At 71.3% G+C, this 17,740-nt stretch carries 17 protein-coding genes; 11 read left to right on the top strand and 6 right to left on the bottom strand.

Annotated elements, in window-relative coordinates:
• Positions 1 to 20: 20 nt before the first annotated feature.
• On the top strand, positions 21 to 1,337 hold the full coding sequence (locus tag H4W80_RS30835) for an FAD-dependent monooxygenase (protein WP_192788288.1): 1,317 nt from the start codon (positions 21 to 23) through the stop codon (positions 1,335 to 1,337).
• Here the strand turns inward: H4W80_RS30835 and H4W80_RS30830 are convergent.
• The 3 genes from H4W80_RS30830 to H4W80_RS30820 form a co-directional block, all read right to left on the bottom strand.
• Complete coding sequence (locus tag H4W80_RS30830; RefSeq protein WP_192788287.1) at positions 1,259 to 4,204, bottom strand: AfsR/SARP family transcriptional regulator; 2,946 nt, start codon at positions 4,202 to 4,204, stop codon at positions 1,259 to 1,261. The two genes, H4W80_RS30835 and H4W80_RS30830, sit on opposite strands and share 79 nt — an antisense overlap.
• Before the next feature lie 204 nt (positions 4,205 to 4,408).
• The gene (locus tag H4W80_RS30825; RefSeq protein WP_192788286.1) at positions 4,409 to 5,134 is read right to left on the bottom strand and encodes a hypothetical protein; all 726 of its coding nucleotides are present in this window, start codon (positions 5,132 to 5,134) and stop codon (positions 4,409 to 4,411) included.
• Between the two features lie 44 nt (positions 5,135 to 5,178).
• Positions 5,179 to 6,441, bottom strand: coding sequence for an FAD-dependent oxidoreductase (locus tag H4W80_RS30820; protein ID WP_225963755.1), 1,263 nt, complete (start codon positions 6,439 to 6,441; stop codon positions 5,179 to 5,181).
• Positions 6,442 to 6,505: 64 nt separating this feature from the next.
• Between H4W80_RS30820 and H4W80_RS30815 the strand changes: the two genes are divergently transcribed.
• From H4W80_RS30815 to H4W80_RS30795, 5 genes are all read left to right on the top strand, one after another.
• On the top strand, positions 6,506 to 7,099 hold the full coding sequence (locus H4W80_RS30815; RefSeq protein ID WP_318787141.1) for a TetR family transcriptional regulator: 594 nt from the start codon (positions 6,506 to 6,508) through the stop codon (positions 7,097 to 7,099).
• 35 nt (positions 7,100 to 7,134) lie between these two features.
• Positions 7,135 to 7,404: a sulfurtransferase TusA family protein gene (locus tag H4W80_RS30810; RefSeq protein ID WP_192788285.1), complete on the top strand. Its 270-nt coding sequence runs from the start codon at positions 7,135 to 7,137 to the stop codon at positions 7,402 to 7,404.
• 68 nt (positions 7,405 to 7,472) lie between these two features.
• Positions 7,473 to 8,486 carry a LacI family DNA-binding transcriptional regulator gene (locus H4W80_RS30805; RefSeq protein ID WP_192788284.1) on the top strand — a complete coding sequence of 338 codons (1,014 nt, stop codon included), beginning with the start codon at positions 7,473 to 7,475 and terminating at the stop codon, positions 8,484 to 8,486.
• Between the two features lie 294 nt (positions 8,487 to 8,780).
• The gene (locus tag H4W80_RS30800) at positions 8,781 to 9,131 is read left to right on the top strand and encodes a nuclear transport factor 2 family protein (protein WP_192788283.1); all 351 of its coding nucleotides are present in this window, start codon (positions 8,781 to 8,783) and stop codon (positions 9,129 to 9,131) included.
• A 37-nt stretch (positions 9,132 to 9,168) separates the two neighbouring features.
• Positions 9,169 to 9,384 carry a hypothetical protein gene (locus H4W80_RS30795; protein ID WP_192788282.1) on the top strand — a complete coding sequence of 72 codons (216 nt, stop codon included), beginning with the start codon at positions 9,169 to 9,171 and terminating at the stop codon, positions 9,382 to 9,384.
• A gap of 132 nt (positions 9,385 to 9,516) precedes the next feature.
• Here the strand turns inward: H4W80_RS30795 and H4W80_RS30790 are convergent, their stop codons facing one another.
• Together H4W80_RS30790 and H4W80_RS30785 are read right to left on the bottom strand one after the other, a co-directional pair.
• On the bottom strand, positions 9,517 to 10,083 hold the full coding sequence (locus H4W80_RS30790; protein WP_318787140.1) for a TMEM175 family protein: 567 nt from the start codon (positions 10,081 to 10,083) through the stop codon (positions 9,517 to 9,519).
• A gap of 21 nt (positions 10,084 to 10,104) precedes the next feature.
• A complete protein-coding gene (locus tag H4W80_RS30785; protein WP_192788280.1) occupies positions 10,105 to 10,767 on the bottom strand; it encodes a TetR/AcrR family transcriptional regulator in 663 nt (220 codons plus the stop codon).
• A gap of 45 nt (positions 10,768 to 10,812) precedes the next feature.
• Here H4W80_RS30785 and H4W80_RS30780 point away from each other — a divergent pair, with 45 nt between their 5' ends.
• On the top strand, positions 10,813 to 11,751 hold the full coding sequence (locus H4W80_RS30780; protein ID WP_192788279.1) for a beta-ketoacyl-ACP synthase III: 939 nt from the start codon (positions 10,813 to 10,815) through the stop codon (positions 11,749 to 11,751).
• Between the two features lies 1 nt (position 11,752).
• Here the strand turns inward: H4W80_RS30780 and H4W80_RS30775 are convergent, their stop codons facing one another.
• On the bottom strand, positions 11,753 to 12,766 hold the full coding sequence (locus H4W80_RS30775; RefSeq protein WP_192788278.1) for a LacI family DNA-binding transcriptional regulator: 1,014 nt from the start codon (positions 12,764 to 12,766) through the stop codon (positions 11,753 to 11,755).
• 110 nt (positions 12,767 to 12,876) lie between these two features.
• Here H4W80_RS30775 and H4W80_RS30770 point away from each other — a divergent pair, with 110 nt between their 5' ends.
• The 4 genes from H4W80_RS30770 to H4W80_RS30755 are packed head-to-tail and all read left to right on the top strand — an operon-like array spanning position 12,877 to position 17,651.
• The gene (locus tag H4W80_RS30770; protein WP_192788277.1) at positions 12,877 to 14,151 is read left to right on the top strand and encodes an ABC transporter substrate-binding protein; all 1,275 of its coding nucleotides are present in this window, start codon (positions 12,877 to 12,879) and stop codon (positions 14,149 to 14,151) included.
• 8 nt (positions 14,152 to 14,159) lie between these two features.
• On the top strand, positions 14,160 to 15,062 hold the full coding sequence (locus H4W80_RS30765) for a carbohydrate ABC transporter permease (protein ID WP_225963754.1): 903 nt from the start codon (positions 14,160 to 14,162) through the stop codon (positions 15,060 to 15,062).
• The gene (locus H4W80_RS30760; protein ID WP_192788275.1) at positions 15,059 to 15,823 is read left to right on the top strand and encodes a carbohydrate ABC transporter permease; all 765 of its coding nucleotides are present in this window, start codon (positions 15,059 to 15,061) and stop codon (positions 15,821 to 15,823) included. Before H4W80_RS30765 ends, H4W80_RS30760 begins: the two co-directional genes overlap by 4 nt.
• Positions 15,816 to 17,651 carry a glycoside hydrolase family 127 protein gene (locus tag H4W80_RS30755; RefSeq protein WP_192788274.1) on the top strand — a complete coding sequence of 612 codons (1,836 nt, stop codon included), beginning with the start codon at positions 15,816 to 15,818 and terminating at the stop codon, positions 17,649 to 17,651. Before H4W80_RS30760 ends, H4W80_RS30755 begins: the two co-directional genes overlap by 8 nt.
• Positions 17,652 to 17,740: the final 89 nt, after the last annotated feature.

Genomic DNA, 17,740 nt, shown 5'->3' with positions numbered 1-17,740 from the left:
GTCGAGGCATCGTCCGTGTCATGACACACGTGCTGATCGTCGGCTCCGGGCCGACCGGACTGACCCTGGCCATCGAGCTGGCCCGCAGAGGCGTCAACCTCCGCATCGTCGAGAAATCGCCTGAGCCGCCCACGGGCGTGCGCGGCAAGGGCCTGCAGCCGCGCACGCTGGAGGTCTTCGACGACCTCGGCGTGGTCGGCGAGATCCTCGCCACGGGCCGCGAGTACCCGAGCCTGCGCGGCTACCAGGGCGACCAGGTGGTCTGGGAGGGCCGGATGGACGAGATCCGCGAGCCGTCGGAAGGCGTGCCGTACCCCAACCTGATCATGCAGCCGCAGTGGCGGACCGAGCAGATCCTGCGCGACCGGCTGGCCGAGCTGGGGCACGAGGTCGAGTTCGGCGCCGAGGTGACCGGCTTCGAGCAGGACGGGGACGGCGTGACCGCCACCCTGGGCAGCGGCGAGCGGATCCGCTGCGCGTACCTGGTGGGCGCGGACGGCGGTCGCAGCGGCGTGCGCAAGCGGCTGGGCGTCGGCTTCGTCGGCGACACGTTCGAGAGCGAGCGCATGCTGCTGGCCGACGTCAGGACCGGCGACCTGGACCGCGAGCACTGGCACGTGTGGGGCTCTCCGGCCGAGCAGAAGATCCACTTCACGATCTGCCCGCTGCCGGACACCGACGTCTTCCAGCTCGTCGCCCCGTACGCCGGGGACGACGACCTGATCGCGCTCGTCGCCGAGCACGCGCCGCACGTGCGGATCGAGGAGATCCTGTGGCGGTCCGAGTACCGCGTCAACATCCGCATGGCCGACCGGTTCCGGGTCGGCCGGGTGTTCCTGGCCGGCGACGCGGCCCACGTGCACACGCCGGCGGGCGGCCAGGGGCTCAACACCGGCGTGCAGGACGCCTACAACCTGGGCTGGAAGCTGGCCGTCGGCACCGAGGCGCTGCTGGACACGTACGAGGACGAGCGGATGGCCGTAGCAGAGCACGTGCTGGGCCTCAGCACCCGCCTGTACCGGGAGCAGGACAGCAGACGCGGCGACGACACCAACCAGCTCGGCCTGGCCTACCTCGGCAGCCCGCTGTCCGTCGGCGAACGTGGCGGCGAACGGCTCGGGGCGCTCTTCGCCGAGCAGCGCGGCACCGGCTTCCTGCTGCTGGCCGGCACGGAGGCGGAGTACCCGTTCACGGTGCTGCCGCCGCTCGACGGACAGGAGGGCGTCATCCTCGTCCGCCCCGACGGCTACATCGGCTATCACGGGGACGAGAGCGGCCTCAGCGCGTACCTCTCCGGGTTCGGGATCGCCGCGCCCCTCGCCGACGCCACGCGGTAGCCGTGCTCGCCCAGCGCGGCCCGGCACCTGGCGGCCAGCCCGTTGACGTGGGGATCGGCGGACTCGCCGATCCCGCGCAGCGCCCGCGCCGCGCCGAGCAGCTCGGCGGCCGGCTCCGGCTCCAGGTGCTCGGCCACCCCTTCCAGCACGGTCGCCCGCGCGGTCCTGTCGGAGCAGGCGGCCATCAGCTCCAGGGCCCGGCGCAGCGGCTCGCGGGGCTCGCGGACCCGGGCGAGCTCGATGTTCATGTACGCCCTGAGCTGGGCTGACACCTCGACATCGAGCGCCAGCGCCGCCTCCAGCAGCCGGGCGGCCTCGTCCGCACGGCCGGTGCGCCGGGCCAGCTCGGCCCTGGCGTGCATGACCCTGGCCACGATCGCCTGGTCCTCGGAGCGCACGGCCGACTCCCACGCCCGTTCGAGCGCGCGTGCCGCTCCGGCGTGATCGCCCGCCCGCCCTTTGAGCTGGCCGACCCGGATCAGGAACGTCATCGGCCCGAGCGGCGCGTCGAGCCCGGACAGCTCGGTGGCCAGCCGCTCCGGCTCCTCGGCCAGGGCGACCGCCGTGGCGAAGTCCCCGCGGTTCTCCGCGACCAGCGACAACCAGAAGAGCCCGGCCCACTGCCCCCACCGGTCCCCGAGGGCCCTGAACCCGTCGACCGCCGGCTCCAGCAGATCCTCGGCCCCCGCCACCGCCCCGTACTCGAACCGCACGATGCCCGCGCCCAGCAGCGCCGCCGACCTGATCCACAGGTCGGGGTGGTCGCGCAGCCGCGCCGCCTGCCGCTCGGTGAGGCGCACCACGTCGGCGGGCGTGCCGACCCCGGCCAGCGCCCACGAGTTCAGGGCGGCGGGGTGGTCGGACTGGAGCACCGCATCGGTCGGCGCGAATCCCGCCAGCACCCGGCAGATCCCGTGCGCCAGCTCCCGCCCCGGCGGCGGCGTGTCGCCCACCCTCCGCAGCACCGACGCGGCCTGCTCGCTGATCTCGCGATGCCTGCCGCGCATGATCCACGGCCAGAACCGCGGCAGGATCAGCCTGAGCGGGTCGTCGGAGTGGCGCAGCGCCGCGTCCAGGTTGCCCTGCTCGGCGTCCAGCACGGCCAGCCACTTGAGCTGCTCGCCGGTCCGCAGGTGCGGGTCGGCGCTCTCGGCCAGCCCGGTGTAGTAGCGGGCGTGGGCCTGGCGCAGCTCGGGGAGGTCGGCGGCGGCGTACTGCCTGATCGTCTCCAGCATCGTGTAGCGGTCGCCGGAGACCGCGACGAGCGACTTGTCCACCAGCGAGGAGAGCAGGTCGAGGCCGCCGCCGCAGACCTGGGAGATCGCCTCGTACGTGGCGCCGCCCGAGAACACCGTCAGGCCCCGGAGCAGCTCGCGCTCGCGGTCGGAGAGCAGGTTCCAGCTCCAGTCGATGACCGCGCGCATGGTGCGGTGGCGCGGCTCCGCCATACGGCCGGCGCGGAAGGCCAGCCGGTCGCCGAGCTGCTCCACCAGGACGGACAGCGGCATCGTACGCAGGCGCGCGGCGGCCAGCTCGATGGCCAGCGGGATGCCGTCCAGCTCGCGGCAGATCCGCGCTGCCCTTTCCGGTTCCACCCGCAGGTCGGGCCGGGCGGCGGCGGCCCGCTCCGCGAACAGCTCGGCCGCCTTCCCCTCGGGCAGCGGCAGCACGTGGTGCAGGGTCTCGCCGGGGATGTCGAGCGGCTCCCTGCTGGTGGCGAGGATCCGCAGGCCCGCCACCTCGGACAGCAGCGTTCGGGCCGTCGTGGCGGCCTCCTCGATCACGTGCTCGCAGTTGTCCAGCACGATCAGCGGCGCGGTGCCGCGCAGGGCCCTGACCGGGTCGGTCGTCCTGAGCGCGCCCTCCAGGGCGGCCCGTACGCCGGTGGCGGCGGCGAGCTCGACCAGCCACACGCCGTCCGGCACGTGCAGGCCCGCGGCCACCTCCACGGCCAGCCGCGTCTTCCCCGCGCCGCCCGGCCCGACGAGGGTGACCAGCCTGGCCCTGCCGAGCTGCCCCTTCAGCCGGGACATGTCCTCCGAGCGGCCCACGAAGCTCGTGAGGCGGGCGGGCAGGTTGCTCTTCGGCTCGGCGTCCCGCAGCGCCTCCAGATGGGCTTCCCGCAGCTCGGGGACCGGGTCCACGCCCAGCTCCTCGGCCAGGGCCGCCTTGATCCGTTCGAAGAGCGCGAGCGCTTCGGCCCGCCGGGCCTGGGTGATGAGGGCGCGCATGAGCAGGGCGTGGAACGGCTCCCGTAAGGGGTACGCGGCCACCAACCCCTCCAACTCCGCCACCAGCCCAGCTCCCCGGGCAGCGGGATCATCGGGGCCGTCGGCGGTCGTGGCGCTCGGGGCGGCGGCGGGGCCGGTGGTGACCGTCAGGTCGGCGTCGGGGTCGGCGTCGGGGTCGGTGGTGACCGTCGTGCTCAGGTCGGCGGCGATCCTCGTGGCCAGGGCGGTCAGGCGCAGCTCCTCCAGGCGGGCCGCCGGGGCCGTGGCGAAGGGCAGATCGGCCGCGTCCGCCAGCGCCGGGCCCCGCCACAACGCCAGTGCCCGGCGGACGTCGCCGGCCCGTACGAGCCGCTCGAACGCCCACGCGTCCACCTCACCCGGCGGCACATCCAGCGCATATCCGGCGGGATGGGACGAGATCACGCCCGGCGCCTCCCTGCGCGCCCGGGACACCAGCGACTGCAGCGCCGCCATCGGATGCGCCGGCGCCTCACCCGGCCACAGGTCGTCGATCAGCCGGTCCGTGGTCACGACGCGTCCGGGGTCGAGCGCCAGCCGCACCAACAGCGCCCGCACCCGAGCACCGCCGACCGCGCACCCCGCCACCTGAAGCGGCCCCAGAATCCCGACCCGCATCGCCCCTCCCGCCCGGACTCCACAGTACGCACCCCACACCCTCCCACCGCAGTTCCATCCCCTCCGCACTTCGGCTGGGGTCCTTGAAGGGGAAGAGGTGGAGTGGCCGGCTGTCGCCGCCCGCTCCGAGTCGCGCCCCCGCGTCCTGAACGGAGGGCCTGAGGGAACGGGGCGTCCGCCGGTCGGGGTTCGGGGCAGGTGGGGTCAGGGAGTGAGGCGGGAGTGGGGGAGGTGGGGGACGGTGGCTTCGGTGAACTCGGGGAGGCCCACCACCAGCCCGTCCTCCCCGACCCCCAGCCCCGCCTTGGCCGGCTGTCCGCGGATGTGCCGGGGCTCGAGGTTGTAGAAGCTGCCCCTCCCGTAGTCGATCCGGACGCTCTCCAGCGACGGCCGCGAGCCGGCCAGGCAGGCGCCCATCGGCAGGCCCAGGTCGGTCGGGGAGGTCAGGGTGTGGAGGTTGCCGGCCACGACCAGGGCGGGTTCGGCGTGGGCCGCCAGCAGCCGCTGCGCCATCAGGGCGTCGCGCTGCGACCAGTCGCCCGCGGGCGCGCACCCGTCGAACAACGTGACCCGCAGCCCCGGGACGGCTCGCAGCACCGCGAGGTGGCCGGCGGTGACGCGGCCGTCGCCGGACCACCAGAGCGGATGGTCCAGCCCGGTCCCGTCGGTGAGGTAGCGGTCGAGCTGCGGCTTCAGCTCCTCGGGCCATTCCAGGGCCAGGCTGGTCAGCCCGAGCAGCCGCATGAGCCCGAGGATGACGAGCGGGTTCTCCCTGACCCCGTGGACCTCGCCGAGGAGCAGCAGCCCGCACGCGTCGATCGACCGCCTGGCCCGGTCGAGCGCCGCCGCCTCGACGGGCAGCTCGTACGCGTCCGGGTCGAACTCCGCGACCGCCAGCAGGAGGCCGTCCACCGTGTCGACGCCTGGCATGCCTCCACACTCTTCGCCCGGCCCCTCCCGCGCAACAGGCCGGATCAGGAGAACACCCTGGCCTTCAGCGAGGGGAAGCGCTCGACCAGCCGGAGGAAGGTCTTGAACCCCGTCCTGCTCACCCTGTTGCCGCCGACGAACTGCTCGGCCGCGCGCAGCGAGTCGCGGACGGCGGCGAAGCCGTACTCGCGCATCCGGGCCTCGTAGCCCGCTATGGCGTCAACGGGGTCGCCCCCGCCGGTGAGAGAGCCGGTGAGGGCGGCGCAGAGCAGGCGCGCGTCGCGCAGGGCGGTGTTCGCGCCGATGCCGCGCATCGGCGTCATGCTGTGGATGGCGTCGCCGAGCAGGGTGATGTTCGTGGCGGGCCAGGGGTCGATGGGGATGGAGGTACGGATCGGCAGCAGGGAGACCGTGTCGGGGTCGGACCGGCCGACCACCGTACGCAGGTCGGGATGCCATGATTCGATCTTCCGGGCCACGGTGGCCTTGAGCTGCTCGCCCGACATGTCGGAGATGTTGGTGGGGAAGCCGCTGCCGGGCGCGCCGAACGCCCACAGGATGTAGCTGCTGGAGTTGTCCATCAGCGCGCCCTCCTGCTCCGTCACCCCGAACTCGCCGCACGCCACCCCGTCACCCAGGTCGTGCGGCGCCGTGAAGAACCCCGTGCCGCTGGGCGGGATGACGGTGTTCGGCCCGTCGAGCAGCCGCCGCGCCACGAGCTTCCGGGTCTCGGCGGTGATCGGGAACTTGCCGGCCACCGTCGTGATCCCCGTGTCCACCCGCTCGGCGTGCGGCAGGTACTGCCTGCGCACCCGCGAGTTCCCGCCGTCGGCACCGACCACGATGTCCGCGGTCGCGCTCGTGCCGTCCGCGAAGAACAGCTCGACCCGCCCGTCGGGGAGCCGCTCGTACCTCTCGTACGTCTTCCCGAACCGTACGACGTCGTCCAGCCCCGACAGCAGCACCTGCCTGAGCGTGATGCGGCTGGCCGAGTGGTGGCCGTCGGCCGGGTCGGCCACCTCGGCCGCCTCGATCACCGCGAGCCGCTTCAGCCGCTCGGTGATGAAGCCGAAGTCCTGGCCGCCATGCCCGGCCGTGTCCAGGAACGCCTGCCAGAGGTGCGCGGGCAGGCAGTCGTGCAGGGCGCGGGCGCCGTTCGGGTCGATGTGCACGCGGTAGCCCTGCAGCCGGTCGGCCGGGGTCCTGTCCCGCTCGTAGACGGTCACGTCGAGCCCTGCCTTGCGCAGCCCCTGGGCCAGGCAGAGCCCGCCGATGCCGCCGCCGATGATCGCGATGTTCCGTGTCATGGCTCGACTATCATCCGTTCGGATGATTCTGTCAACCATCCGGATGGATGATAGGGTGCGGATCGTGAGACGAGCACCCGAGGAGAAGCAGCGCGACCCCGAGCGCACGAAGGCCCGCATCCTGCAGGCGGCGCTGGAGGAGTTCGCGGCGAAGGGGTTCGCGGGGGCGCGTGTCAGCGAGATCGCCACCAGGGCCGGGGTGAACAAGCAGCTGATCTCGTACTATTTCGGCGGAAAGGAGGGCCTCTACCAGGCCCTGACCGCGCGCTGGCAGGCCGAGGAGAGCCGGTTCGCCGACCGGTCGGCCTCGCTCGGCGCGCTCGCCGCCGAATACGTGCGGGCCAACGCCGCCCGCCGCGACTACGGCCGGCTGATGCTCTGGCGCAGTCTCACCGACGACGGGCCGCCCGACCCGGCCTTCGCCGAGGACGTACGCCGCGATCTGGAGCTCCTGCGCGAGCGCCAGCGGGACGGGGAGTTCCCCGCGGACCTCGACCCGGCGGCGGTGCTGGTGGCCCTGTTCTCGATGGCGGCGGCCGGCATCGCGTTCCCGCAGCTCGTCCAGGCGGTCTGGGGGCGGGATCCGGCGTCGCCGGAGTTCGCCGAGCACTATGCGCGGGAGGTCGAGAAGCTGATGGGCCACCTGCGGGGTTCGTGACGGGCCGGGGCCCGGGCGGTGGTTTCCTTGTAGTCATGCCTGATCTCGTGGTGGACGGCAGAGGCAAGCTCTGCGTGCAACTGCTCATCGAACTGCGCGGTCACGTGCGCCAGGCCGGTCCAGGAGCGGTGATCCACCTCATCGCCACCGACCCCGCCGCGCCCGTCGACCTGCCCGCCTGGTGTCATCTGACCGGGCACACCTACCTGGGGCCGGTGCCGGGGGCGGAGCCGCCGACGTACGCGCTGCGCGTGGCCGGGGCCGCCAAGGAGACCGAGGACGCCAAGCCCTGGCACGTGGCTTAAGCGGTTAATTCCCTTATCGAATGGGGTGGCCTAGAGTATGAGGGTTATCCGGTTCAGAGAGGGAGTCCGTGAAGCGACCCACGATCGCCGACATCGCCAGCCGGGCGGGAGTGTCCAAAGTGGCGGTCTCCTACGCGCTCAACGGGCAACCGGGCGTATCCGACGCGACGCGGGCCAGGATCGTCGCCATCGCCGAGGAGATCGGCTGGCGGCCCAACAGCGCCGCGCGGGCGCTCAACGGCGCCAGGGCCAACTGCGTGGGCCTCGCGCTCTGCCGTCCCGCCCGCGTCCTGGGCGTCGAGCCGTTCTTCATGGAGCTGATCAGCGGCATCGAGGGCGTGCTCGCCGACCGCTCGTACGCGCTGCTGCTCCAGGTCGTCACGAGCCATGAGCAGGAGAGCGAGGTCTACCGGCGCTGGTGGGGCGAGAGCCGCATCGACGGCGTGTTCCTGGTGGACCTGCACTATTCGGACTCCAGAGTGGTCGAGCTGGAGCGGCTGGGGATGCCGGTCGTGGTCATCGGGCATCCCACCGAGTCGGGCTCGCTGTCGGCGGTCTGGTCCGACGACGGCGAGGCCGTACGCGAGACCGTCGGCTACCTGGTGGCGCTGGGCCACCGCCGCGTCGCACGGGTGGCCGGGCTGCCGGAGCTGGTCCACACGACGGTCCGCGACCAGGCGTTCGAGCAGGCGTGTGAGGGCGTGGCCGAGCACGTGACCGTGCACACCGACTACACCGGCGAGGAGGGCGCCAGGGCCACCAGGCGGCTGCTCAGCTCGCCCAACCGGCCCACGGCGATCATCTACGACAACGACATCATGGCCGTGGCGGGCATGTCCGTGGCCCAGGAGATGCGGGTCGAGGTGCCACGCGACCTGTCCATCGTGGCCTGGGACGACTCGCCGCTGTCGCAGGTCGTCCGGCCGCCGCTGACCGCGCTCACCCGCGACATCCCCGCGTACGGGGCGCACGCCGCCCAGCGGCTGCTCGCGCTGATCGCGGGCGAGAGCGTGCCCCCGTACGAGGACCAGGCGGCCGTGCTCACGCCGCGCGGCAGCACCGGCCCCGCTCACTCGGTGTAGCGGGGGCCTTGCTCGCTCTGTGTAGCGGCGGTCTCGGCGCGTGCCGCGGGTGGGGCGGGCGGCTGGCAGACCGCCGTGTCCCGACCCGCGGCACGTGCCGTCCCCTCCTCGCGGCACATCCCGGAGCCGTCATGACTCCCCCCGGCTCCAACCCTGACGGAGTCCGCGGAAGAGCGCCTGAGTACCCCTATACCTAAAAGAGACGAGACCGTGACCAGGGGTATCGCCCATGATCGGGGCTTAACGGCTGGTCGGGCGGGTAGGCGGGCGATATGACCCGCTGAGGGGGTAACAATGGTCGAACCGGGCCCATGGATCGAGGGGTACGTACGTGCTTGGAATTCCAACGATCCCGACGACATCGCCGCGTTGTTCACCGAGGATGCCGTCTACTACACCGAGCCGTACAGCTCTCCGTGGCAGGGGCGAGTCGACATCGTCTCGCAGTGGCTCGGGCGGCAGGACAAGCCTGGTGAGGCCGAGTTCGAGTGGCATCCGGTGACAGTGGCCGACGACGTCAGTGTTATCCAAGGGGTCACGACATATCCTGACAAAACGTACAGTAATCTATGGGTGATCAGGTTCGTGCCCGATGGTCGGTGTCGTGAATTCACCGAATGGTGGATGAGGCATGATGCCAAATGATGCAATGGGCCGAGCCGTCTTCATCCGAGGAGATCCGTTGAGAGACAACCTCGACCTCGCCGCGAGCGCCCAGGAACTGGCAGACGCCGCCCCGACGGGATCGATCGACCACGCCGCAGCCTCGTCCGTGGCCATCACGCTCGCCACCACTCGCGACATCACAGATGCCAGGAAGACGCTGGACGGGGTCTCCCCGGAAGAGGTCCGGGAGGCGGCCCTGGCCCTCTTCGAGCAGCTGTCGACCGCCGACTGACCACCGCCTGAAACCGGGGGCTCGGGCGCCGCACCGCCGCGCCCGAGCTTTCGCATGCCCGGGGAACGAGGGAGCGGGGCGGCGGCCGGGCGAGCGCGCCAAGGGACCCGCCCGAGTGGCCGAAGAGGCGGGCTAGGAGGCGGGCACGGTGCGGTGCTCGAACACGCGGTTCGTGACGCGCGATGCGACGACCGTGAGCAGCCAGAAATACTTGCCCCAGGAGGGGCTGGCGAAGCTCACCGGGATCGACAGGAGGAACACCGCCGCCGCCGTCCCCGTGCCGACCACCAACCCGCGCATCCGTTGCGTGGGCGCGTCGGTACGCATGAGGTGAGCGCGGGTCGCGTGCCGCACCATCTGCACCATGAGCAGCGCGATTGCGCTGATGACGACGGCGTAGAGGACCGGGCCCAGGATGAGATCCCCGACCTCGCTGCTCACCCGGGTGGCGAACGGCACCACCACGACGAGGAACAGCCAGCCGAGGTTGTACCGCCGCAGAGTGGCGTCCACCACGTGGATCTCGCGGAAGTACTGGTGGTGGGCGACCCAGAACGCGGCGATGACCCCGAAGCTGATCACGAAGTTCAGGTACTCGTCGGGGAGCAACTGCACGAACGCGTGCCAGAGCTCGGCGTTCGTCTGCCCGTGCGGTACGGGCAGCTCCAGTGCGAGCAACGTCATCGCGATGGCGATCACCGCGTCGGAGAACGGTCGCTGTCAGCGCTCCGGGGCGGTGGTCGGCTCCGGAGGATCGCGGTGGACCTGACCGGTCACAGCGGCAGGGCGGCCGAGGCGGGCTTGTACGGTGCGGCGGGCGAGCTCCGGCGCCCGCGGGTCGTGGTGGAGCTGGAGGGCGTGGTTCAGGGCCATGACCGCGCCGAGCAGCTCGAACGCGACCTGATCCGGATCCGTCCCCCCGGGCAGCTCGCCCGCGTCCACCGCGCGTCCGGCCTCCTTGCGCAGCCGGCCGCGCCAGGCGTCGAACCTGGCCTCCACCGCGTCCCGCACCGGCCCGGGCCGGCCGTCGAACTCGTGGGCCGCGGCCACGAAGAAGCACCCGCCGGGGAAGACCCCGCGCTCCAGGTACGAGATCCACGCCTCGCACAGCACCCGCAGCCGGGCCAGCCCGGGGGCGGCGGGGCGGGCGGGCTCCCAGACCTCGGCGCGGAAGATCTCTCCGGCCCGGTCGAGGACGGCGAGCTGCAGCGTCTCCTTGGAGCCGAAGTGCCCGAGCACGCCTGACTTGCTCATGCCCAGCTCGCCGGCGAGGCGGCCGATGGTCAGCCCTTCGAGCCCCTCCGCGGAGGCGATGGCGACCGAGCGCTCCAGGATGGCCGCACGGGTGCTGAGGGCTTCGGCGACGGACTTGCGCGGGCTCATGTCCGGTACTTTAGCGTCCGAACGTTCGGTTGCTATAGTCCGCTCATGAACGGATCACGACTTGTCGCCACAGGTCACTATCAACCAGCAAAAATCATGACAAATGATGAGCTGGCGGCCATGGTGGACACCAACGACGAGTGGATAACCAAGCGCGTCGGCATCCGTACCCGGCACGTGGCCGAACCCGACGAGACCGTGACCGACCTCGCCCGGCACGCCGCCGCCAAGGCCCTGGCGGCGAGCGGCCTGGACGCCGCCGACATCGACCTCCTCCTGATCGCCACCTGCACCCAGACCGAGCGCGCCCCGAACGTCGCCTCCCGCGTCGCCGCCCGGCTCGGCGTACCAAGCGCGGGATTGATGGACATCGGCGTGTCGTGCTCCGGCTTCACCCACGCCCTGGCCGTGGCCGACCACGCCATCCGCGCCGGCGCGGCCACGAACGCCCTGGTCGTGGGGGCGGACAAGATGACGGCCGTCACCGACTGGACCGACCGGACCACGTGCGTGCTGACCGGCGACGGCGCGGGGGCGGCCGTGATCAGCGCGGCCCCGGAGGCCGAGATCGGCCCCGTGGTGTGGGGCTCCGCGCCGGAGCTGGGCACCGCCGTACGCATCGAGGGCACCCCGACCCGCTTCTCCCAGGACGGCCAGACCGTCTACCGCTGGGCCACCACCCAGCTCCCCGACATCGCCAGGAAGGCGTGCGAGCGCGGCGGCGTACGGCCGGAGGACCTGGCGGCGGTGGTCTTCCACCAGGCGAACCTGCGCATCATCGAGCCCGTCGCGGCCAAGCTGGGCGCGGTCAACGCGATCGTGGCGCGCGACGTGGTGGAGTCGGGCAACACCTCGGCCGCCAGCGTGCCGCTGGCGCTGTCCAAGCTGCTGGAGCGCGGTGAGGTCCGGCGCGGGGCGCCGATGCTGCTGTTCGGGTTCGGGGGGAACCTGTCGTACGCGGGCATGATCGTGCGCTGCCCCTGAGTCAGGACAGGCCCGGCGGGGAGGTGGAGTCGCGGATCACGAGCTGGCAGGGCATCTTGTGCACCCCGGGCGTCGCCTTCCCGTCGATGGCGGCGAACAGGTGCTGGGCCGCCGTGCGCCCGAGCTGCTCCAGGTTCATGTCCACGGTGGTCAGGGCGGGCCGGGTCTCCGTGGACAGCACCTCCCAGTTGTCGTAGCCGACCACCGCGATGTCCTCCGGCACCCGCCGCCCGCGTTCCCTGGCCGTCTCCACGAAGCCGGCCGCGATCTGGTCGCTGCCGCAGAACACCGCGTCGACCTCCGGCTCGGCCATCAGCAGCATCTCGGCCGCGTGCCGCCCCCACCGCTGCGACCACGGGCCCGACAGCGTCTGCCCCGCCTGCGGCAGCCCCGCCTGCGCGAGCGCCTGGCGCAGGCCCTCCTCGCGGTCGCGTGACGCCTTGTAGTGCGTGGGCCCCGTGATGTGGGCGATCCTGCGCCGGCCCATCGCCAGCAGGTGGTTGACGGCCATGGCGGCCGCGCCGACGTCGTCCGGCACGAAGGACACGTCCGACGGGTCCTCCGAGGGGCCGTAGGCGTACACGACCGGCACCGGCAGATCCTTGCTCACCGACGGCCGCGGGCTCGTGCTCTCGCCCACCACGATCAGCCCGTCCACCCGGCGCGACAGCAGCGCCCGCACGTGGTGCTGCTCCCTGATCGCGTCGCCGCGCGCGTCGCAGAGCAGCACGGCCATCTCGCCGGCCCCGAACGCGTCCTCCGCCCCGAGGAGCACCGGGATGCCGAACCGGCCGACGCTGTCGGAGGTCAGCAGGCCGACCGTGCGCGTCTGCCCTGAGATCAGCCCCCTGGCCAGGGCGTTCGGCTGGAAGGAGAGCTCCGCCGCGGCGGCGAGCACCCGCTCGCGCGTCGCGGCCCGCACGTCCTGGCGCCCGTTGAGTGCTTTGGACGCCGTGGCGATCGAGACCCCCGCCAGCGAGGCCACATCGGAGATGGTCGCCCGCTTACTCGCCATGTTTCGAAACCCTTTTCGTCACCTGTGAACTGCGTAGAACCCTAGCACCCATTGACATGGACTCTTGTTTCTTCTACGTTTCCGAAAACCTTTAAGTCCAGGAGCACAACATGAGACGAAGGCTGGCCGGGATCTCCCTCCTCGGTGTGTTAGCGCTCACAGCGGCGGCCTGCGGCAGCGGCGGTGGTGGTGGGGGCAGCACGCCGTCGGCGGAGAGTCCCGTGACGATCACCATGTGGACCCGTGCGGCCACCCAGACGCAGAGCGAGCGGCTGGTCAAGGCCTACAACAGCAGTCACAAGAACATTCAGGTCAAGCTCACCGTCATCCCGACCGACAACTACCAGCCGCGCATCGCCGCGGCGGCCGGTGCCAAGCAGCTCCCCGACGTGTTCGCGGCCGACGTCATCTTCGTCCCGAACTACACCTCTCAGGGTCTGTTCATGGACATCACGGACAGGGTCGCGAAGCTGCCGTTCAAGGACGGCCTGGCCCCCTCGCACATGAAGCTCGGCACGCTCGACGGCAAGATGTACACGCTCCCGCACACGCTCGACCTGTCGGTCTGGTTCTGGAACAAGGACCTCTACCAGAAGGCCGGGCTCGACCCGGAGCAGGGGCCGAAGTCGCTGAAGGAGTTCGCCCAGCAGGCGACCACGATCCAGGAGAAGCTCGGCAAAGACGGCAAGGTCCACGGTACTTTCTTCGGCGGCAACTGCGGCGGCTGTTACGTCTTCACGTTCTGGCCCTCCGTCTGGGCCTCCGGCGGCCAGGTCATGAACGCCGAGGGCACCCAGTCGCTCAACGACCAGGCCGCGATGACCGACGTGTTCAAGATCTGGCGCGACCTGTACGACAAGAAGGTCACCGGGCCGACCGCCAAGGAGGAGCAGGGCCCGACCTGGACCGGTTTCTTCCCCAAGGGTGAGATCGGCGTCATGCCGATGCCCTCCACCACGCTCGGCCTCATGCCCAAGGACATGAAGATCGGCGTCGCCCCGATCGCCGGCCCCGACGGCGGCGAGTCCACGTTCGTGGGCGGCGACTCCGTCGGCATCTCCGCCACGTCCAAGAACCCGGACGCGGCCTGGGACTTCCTGTCCTGGACGGTCGGCGACGAGGCCCAGGTCGAGGTCATGGCCAAGAACAAGGACGTGCTGGCGCGTACCGACCTGGCCGGCAACAAGTACTCCGCGGAGGACCCGCGCGTGGTGATGATCAACTCGCTGGTGGCCAAGGGCCAGACGCCGTACGCGCTGCGCTTCGGCCAGACCTTCAACGACCCGCAGGGTCCCTGGCTGCGCTACGCGCGCGAGGCCGTGTTCGGTGACGCCTCGAAGCTCCCGCAGCTCAACGCCGAGATCACGAAGTCACTCCAACAATGACTCTGACGATGAACCGAACCGGACGGCGGGCGGCGCACTCCGCGCCCTCCGCCCGGTGGCGGAGCAGGAAGGTACAGGGCTGGCTGTACACGGCTCCGACGGCCGTCATCGTGGGCGTGCTCTTCATCGCGCCCCTGGTGCTGGTCGGCTGGATGTCGCTGAACCGCTGGCCCCTGCTCGGCCAGGCCACGTTCAACGCCCCCGACAACTACCTCAAGATCGGCGACAACCCGCTCTTCGTGGACGCGGTCCTCTTCACGCTCAAGTACACGGCGATCACGACCGTCCTGCTGTCGGCCGTGGCGCTCGGGCTCGCCATGCTGGTGCAGGACCGCAAGCCGGGCATCGGCTTCTTCAGGACCGCGTTCTTCCTGCCCGGCGCCGTGGGCTTCGCCGCCGCCGGGCTGCTGTTCTACGGGATGCTGAACAACGACTTCGGCCCCATCGACCCCCTGCTCCAGGCGCTGCACATCACCAGCGAGCCGGTCAAGTGGATCGGCACGCCGAACATGGCGCTGTTCTCCACGATCACGCTGGTGCTGTGGCGTTTCGCCGGCTTCAACATGCTCATCCTGCTGACCGGCCTGCAGGCCATCCCGACCGAGGTGTACGAGGCCGCGAGGAGCGACGGCGCGAACCGCTGGCAGGTCTTCACCAAGATCACGCTCCCGCTGCTGCGCCCGACGCTGGCGCTGATGCTGATCCTCAGCGTCACCGGCTCGCTGCTGGCCTTCGACCAGTTCTTCGTCTTCACCAACGGCGGCCCCGACAACAGCACGGTCTCGATGGTCATGGTCGTCTACCGCGACGCGTTCTTCCGCTTCGACCTCGGCGGCGCGGCGGCGCTCTCGGTCGTCCTGCTGGTCGCCCTCGTCGGGCTCAACACGCTGATGATGCGGAGGCTGCGATGAGCCGTTACCTCACGCTGTCCGCCCTGGCGGTGCTCTTCCTGTTCCCGCTGGTGTGGAGCGGTTACGCCTCGTTCGAGGAGCCGTCCAACTACCTGGAGATGGCCCGCTTCGGCGAGGGGCTCGGCACGTACGCGACCAACAGCGTGCTGGTGTCGGTGATGACGGTGGCGGGCACGCTGGTCGTCTCCGCGCTCGGCGGCTACGGCTTCGCCCGCTTCGACTTCCCCGGCAAGAACCTGCTGTTCCTGGCCACGCTGGCGATCCTCATGGTGCCGTACGCGACGATCCTGATCCCGCTCTACGTGCTGCTCGGCTATCTCGGCCTGCAGAACTCCCTGGTCGGGCTCTCGCTGGTGTTCGTCATGTTCCAGCTGCCGTTCGCGCTGTTCATGATGCGCAACGCGTTCGAGGCGCTGCCGCGCGAGCTGGAGGAGGCCGCGCTGGTGGACGGCTGCGGCACGTTCAGGGCGTTCGCCAGGATCCTGCTGCACGCCGTGCGGCCCGCGCTGATCACGGTGGGCCTGTTCGCCTTCCTGGCGTCGTGGAACGACTTCTTCGCCCCGCTCATCCTGCTCAACGACGGCGCGTCGTTCACGCTGCCGGTGGCCGTGGTCAGCATGACGCAGCAGACGTTCGGCGCCATCGACTACGGCATGCTCCAGGCCGGCGTCATGGTCATGGCCTTCCCCTGTCTCATCCTCTTCATCGTGCTGCAGCGCCACTACGTGCGCGGATTCATGTCAGGAGCTCTGCGTGGCTAACCCTGTCCTGCCCTCATCGGGCGCCCTGTCCCCCCTCGGCCTCGACGCGGTACGGCTGCTCCCCGGCTTCTGGGGCGACCGGGCCGCGCTCAACCGCGAGGTCACGATCGCCCACTGCCAGGAATGGGAAGAGCGGGAAGGCTGGATCGGCAACTTCCGGGGCGAGCGGCCCCGCCGGGGGCGGGAGTTCAGCGACTCCGAGATCTACAAGCTGCTGGAGGCCATGGCCTGGGCCGACCACCCGGCCCTGCCCGCGCTGGCCGAGACCGTGGCCCAGGCCCAGGAGGGCGACGGATACATCAACACCCGCTGGTCCGGCAGCCGCTACACCGACTTCGAGTGGGGCCACGAGCTCTACTGCTACGGGCACCTGATCCAGGCCGGGGTCGCCCGGCTGCGCATGCACGGCGAGGACCGGCTCACCCAGGTCGCGATCAAGGCCGCCGACCACGTGTGCCGCCGCTTCATGGAGGGCACCCGGACCTGCGGCCACCCGGTGATCGAGATGGGCCTGGTCGAGCTCTACCGCGCGACCGGCACCGAGCGCTACCTGGAGATGGCCCGCCGCTTCGTCGAGCGCCGCGGCCTGCCCGCGCTCGCCGACATCCCCTTCGGCCGCGCCTACTACCAGGACGACATCCCGGTCAGGCAGGCCCAGGTGTTCCGCGGGCACGCGGTGCGCGCGCTCTATCTCGCCTCCGGCGTGGTGGACGTGGCGATCGAGACCGGCGACCAGGAGCTGCTGAAGGCGATCGAGTCCCAGTGGGAGCGCACGGTGGCCCGGCGTACCCACCTGACCGGCGGCATGGGCTCGAGGCATGCCGACGAGTCGTACGGCGAGGACTACGAGCTGCCGCCGGACCGGGCCTACAACGAGACCTGCGCGAGCATCGCCTCCGTCATGCTGGCGCACCGGCTGCTGCTGGCCACGGGCGACGCCCGCTACGCCGACCTCGCCGAGCGCACCCTGTACAACATGCTCGCCACGGGCGTGGCGCTGGACGGCAAGTCGTTCTTCTACGCCAACCCGCTGCAGGTGCGGGTGCCGGCGGTGCCGCTGGAGGGGGTCAACCACGCCGCGGAGGGCGGGCTGCGCTCGCCCTGGTTCGACGTGTCCTGCTGCCCGAACAACATCGCCCGCACGATGGCCTCGCTGGCCGCGTACGTGGCCACGACCACCGCGGACGGGATCCAGATCCACCACCACACCCCGTCGGAGATCCGGCACGGCGGCCTGGCGGTACGCGTGGAGACCGGCTACCCGTGGACCGGCTCGGTGAGCGTGCGGGTGCTGGAGGGCGGCGAGGGCCGGATCGGGCTGCGCGTCCCCGCGTGGGCCACGGACGCCACGCTCGCCCATGTCCCGGTGTCCTCGCCGGAGGCGCCGCTGGCGGAGAGCCCGGCGGTGCGCCCGGTCGATCCCGGTTACGCCTACGTCGATGGGCCGTGGCGGGCCGGTGACGAGATCCGGCTGGAGCTGCCGATGGCGCCCAGGTGGACGTTCCCCGACCGGCGGATCGACGCGCTGCGGGGGAGCGCGGCGGTGGAGCGGGGGCCGCTGGTCTACTGCGCCGAGTCGGTGGCCGACGAGCCGGCGCTGGGCGACCTGACCGCGCGGGTCCAGCCGCCCGTGGAGCACCACGAGGCGGACGGCGTGGTGGAGCTGGAGGTGGAGGCGACGCTGGGCGCCGGGGACGGCAACGGCTGGCCGTACGCGCCCGCCTCCGGCGGCCAGGGGAGCGGCCCCGACGTCAGGCTCCGGCTCGTGCCCTACCACCGGTGGGGCAACCGCGGCCCCGCGACCATGCGTGTCTGGCTACCGATCTAGGAGAGGCAAGTGCGTAAACCGTTGGTGTGCCTGGCTGTGTTAACGCTCACAGCTTCGCTTGCCGCGTCACCTTCGTACGCCGCCCAGGA

This window comes from Nonomuraea angiospora, from assembly GCF_014873145.1.
Lineage (GTDB): Bacteria > Actinomycetota > Actinomycetes > Streptosporangiales > Streptosporangiaceae > Nonomuraea > Nonomuraea angiospora.
This window is presented reverse-complemented; position numbering and strand designations above follow the sequence as displayed.

What these genes read in the sequence shown, in the direction of transcription:
- H4W80_RS30835 (WP_192788288.1), top strand. Translation starts at nt 21, where the DNA reads ATGACACACGTGCTGATCGTCGGCTCCGGGCCGACCGGACTGACCCTG.
- H4W80_RS30830 (WP_192788287.1), bottom strand. Translation starts at nt 4,204, where the DNA reads ATGCGGGTCGGGATTCTGGGGCCGCTTCAGGTGGCGGGGTGCGCGGTC.
- H4W80_RS30825 (WP_192788286.1), bottom strand. Translation starts at nt 5,134, where the DNA reads ATGCCAGGCGTCGACACGGTGGACGGCCTCCTGCTGGCGGTCGCGGAG.
- H4W80_RS30820 (WP_225963755.1), bottom strand. Translation starts at nt 6,441, where the DNA reads ATGACACGGAACATCGCGATCATCGGCGGCGGCATCGGCGGGCTCTGC.
- H4W80_RS30810 (WP_192788285.1), top strand. Translation starts at nt 7,135, where the DNA reads ATGCCTGATCTCGTGGTGGACGGCAGAGGCAAGCTCTGCGTGCAACTG.
- H4W80_RS30800 (WP_192788283.1), top strand. Translation starts at nt 8,781, where the DNA reads ATGGTCGAACCGGGCCCATGGATCGAGGGGTACGTACGTGCTTGGAAT.
- H4W80_RS30785 (WP_192788280.1), bottom strand. Translation starts at nt 10,767, where the DNA reads ATGAGCCCGCGCAAGTCCGTCGCCGAAGCCCTCAGCACCCGTGCGGCC.
- H4W80_RS30780 (WP_192788279.1), top strand. Translation starts at nt 10,813, where the DNA reads ATGAACGGATCACGACTTGTCGCCACAGGTCACTATCAACCAGCAAAA.
- H4W80_RS30775 (WP_192788278.1), bottom strand. Translation starts at nt 12,766, where the DNA reads ATGGCGAGTAAGCGGGCGACCATCTCCGATGTGGCCTCGCTGGCGGGG.
- H4W80_RS30770 (WP_192788277.1), top strand. Translation starts at nt 12,877, where the DNA reads ATGAGACGAAGGCTGGCCGGGATCTCCCTCCTCGGTGTGTTAGCGCTC.
- H4W80_RS30765 (WP_225963754.1), top strand. Translation starts at nt 14,160, where the DNA reads ATGAACCGAACCGGACGGCGGGCGGCGCACTCCGCGCCCTCCGCCCGG.
- H4W80_RS30760 (WP_192788275.1), top strand. Translation starts at nt 15,059, where the DNA reads ATGAGCCGTTACCTCACGCTGTCCGCCCTGGCGGTGCTCTTCCTGTTC.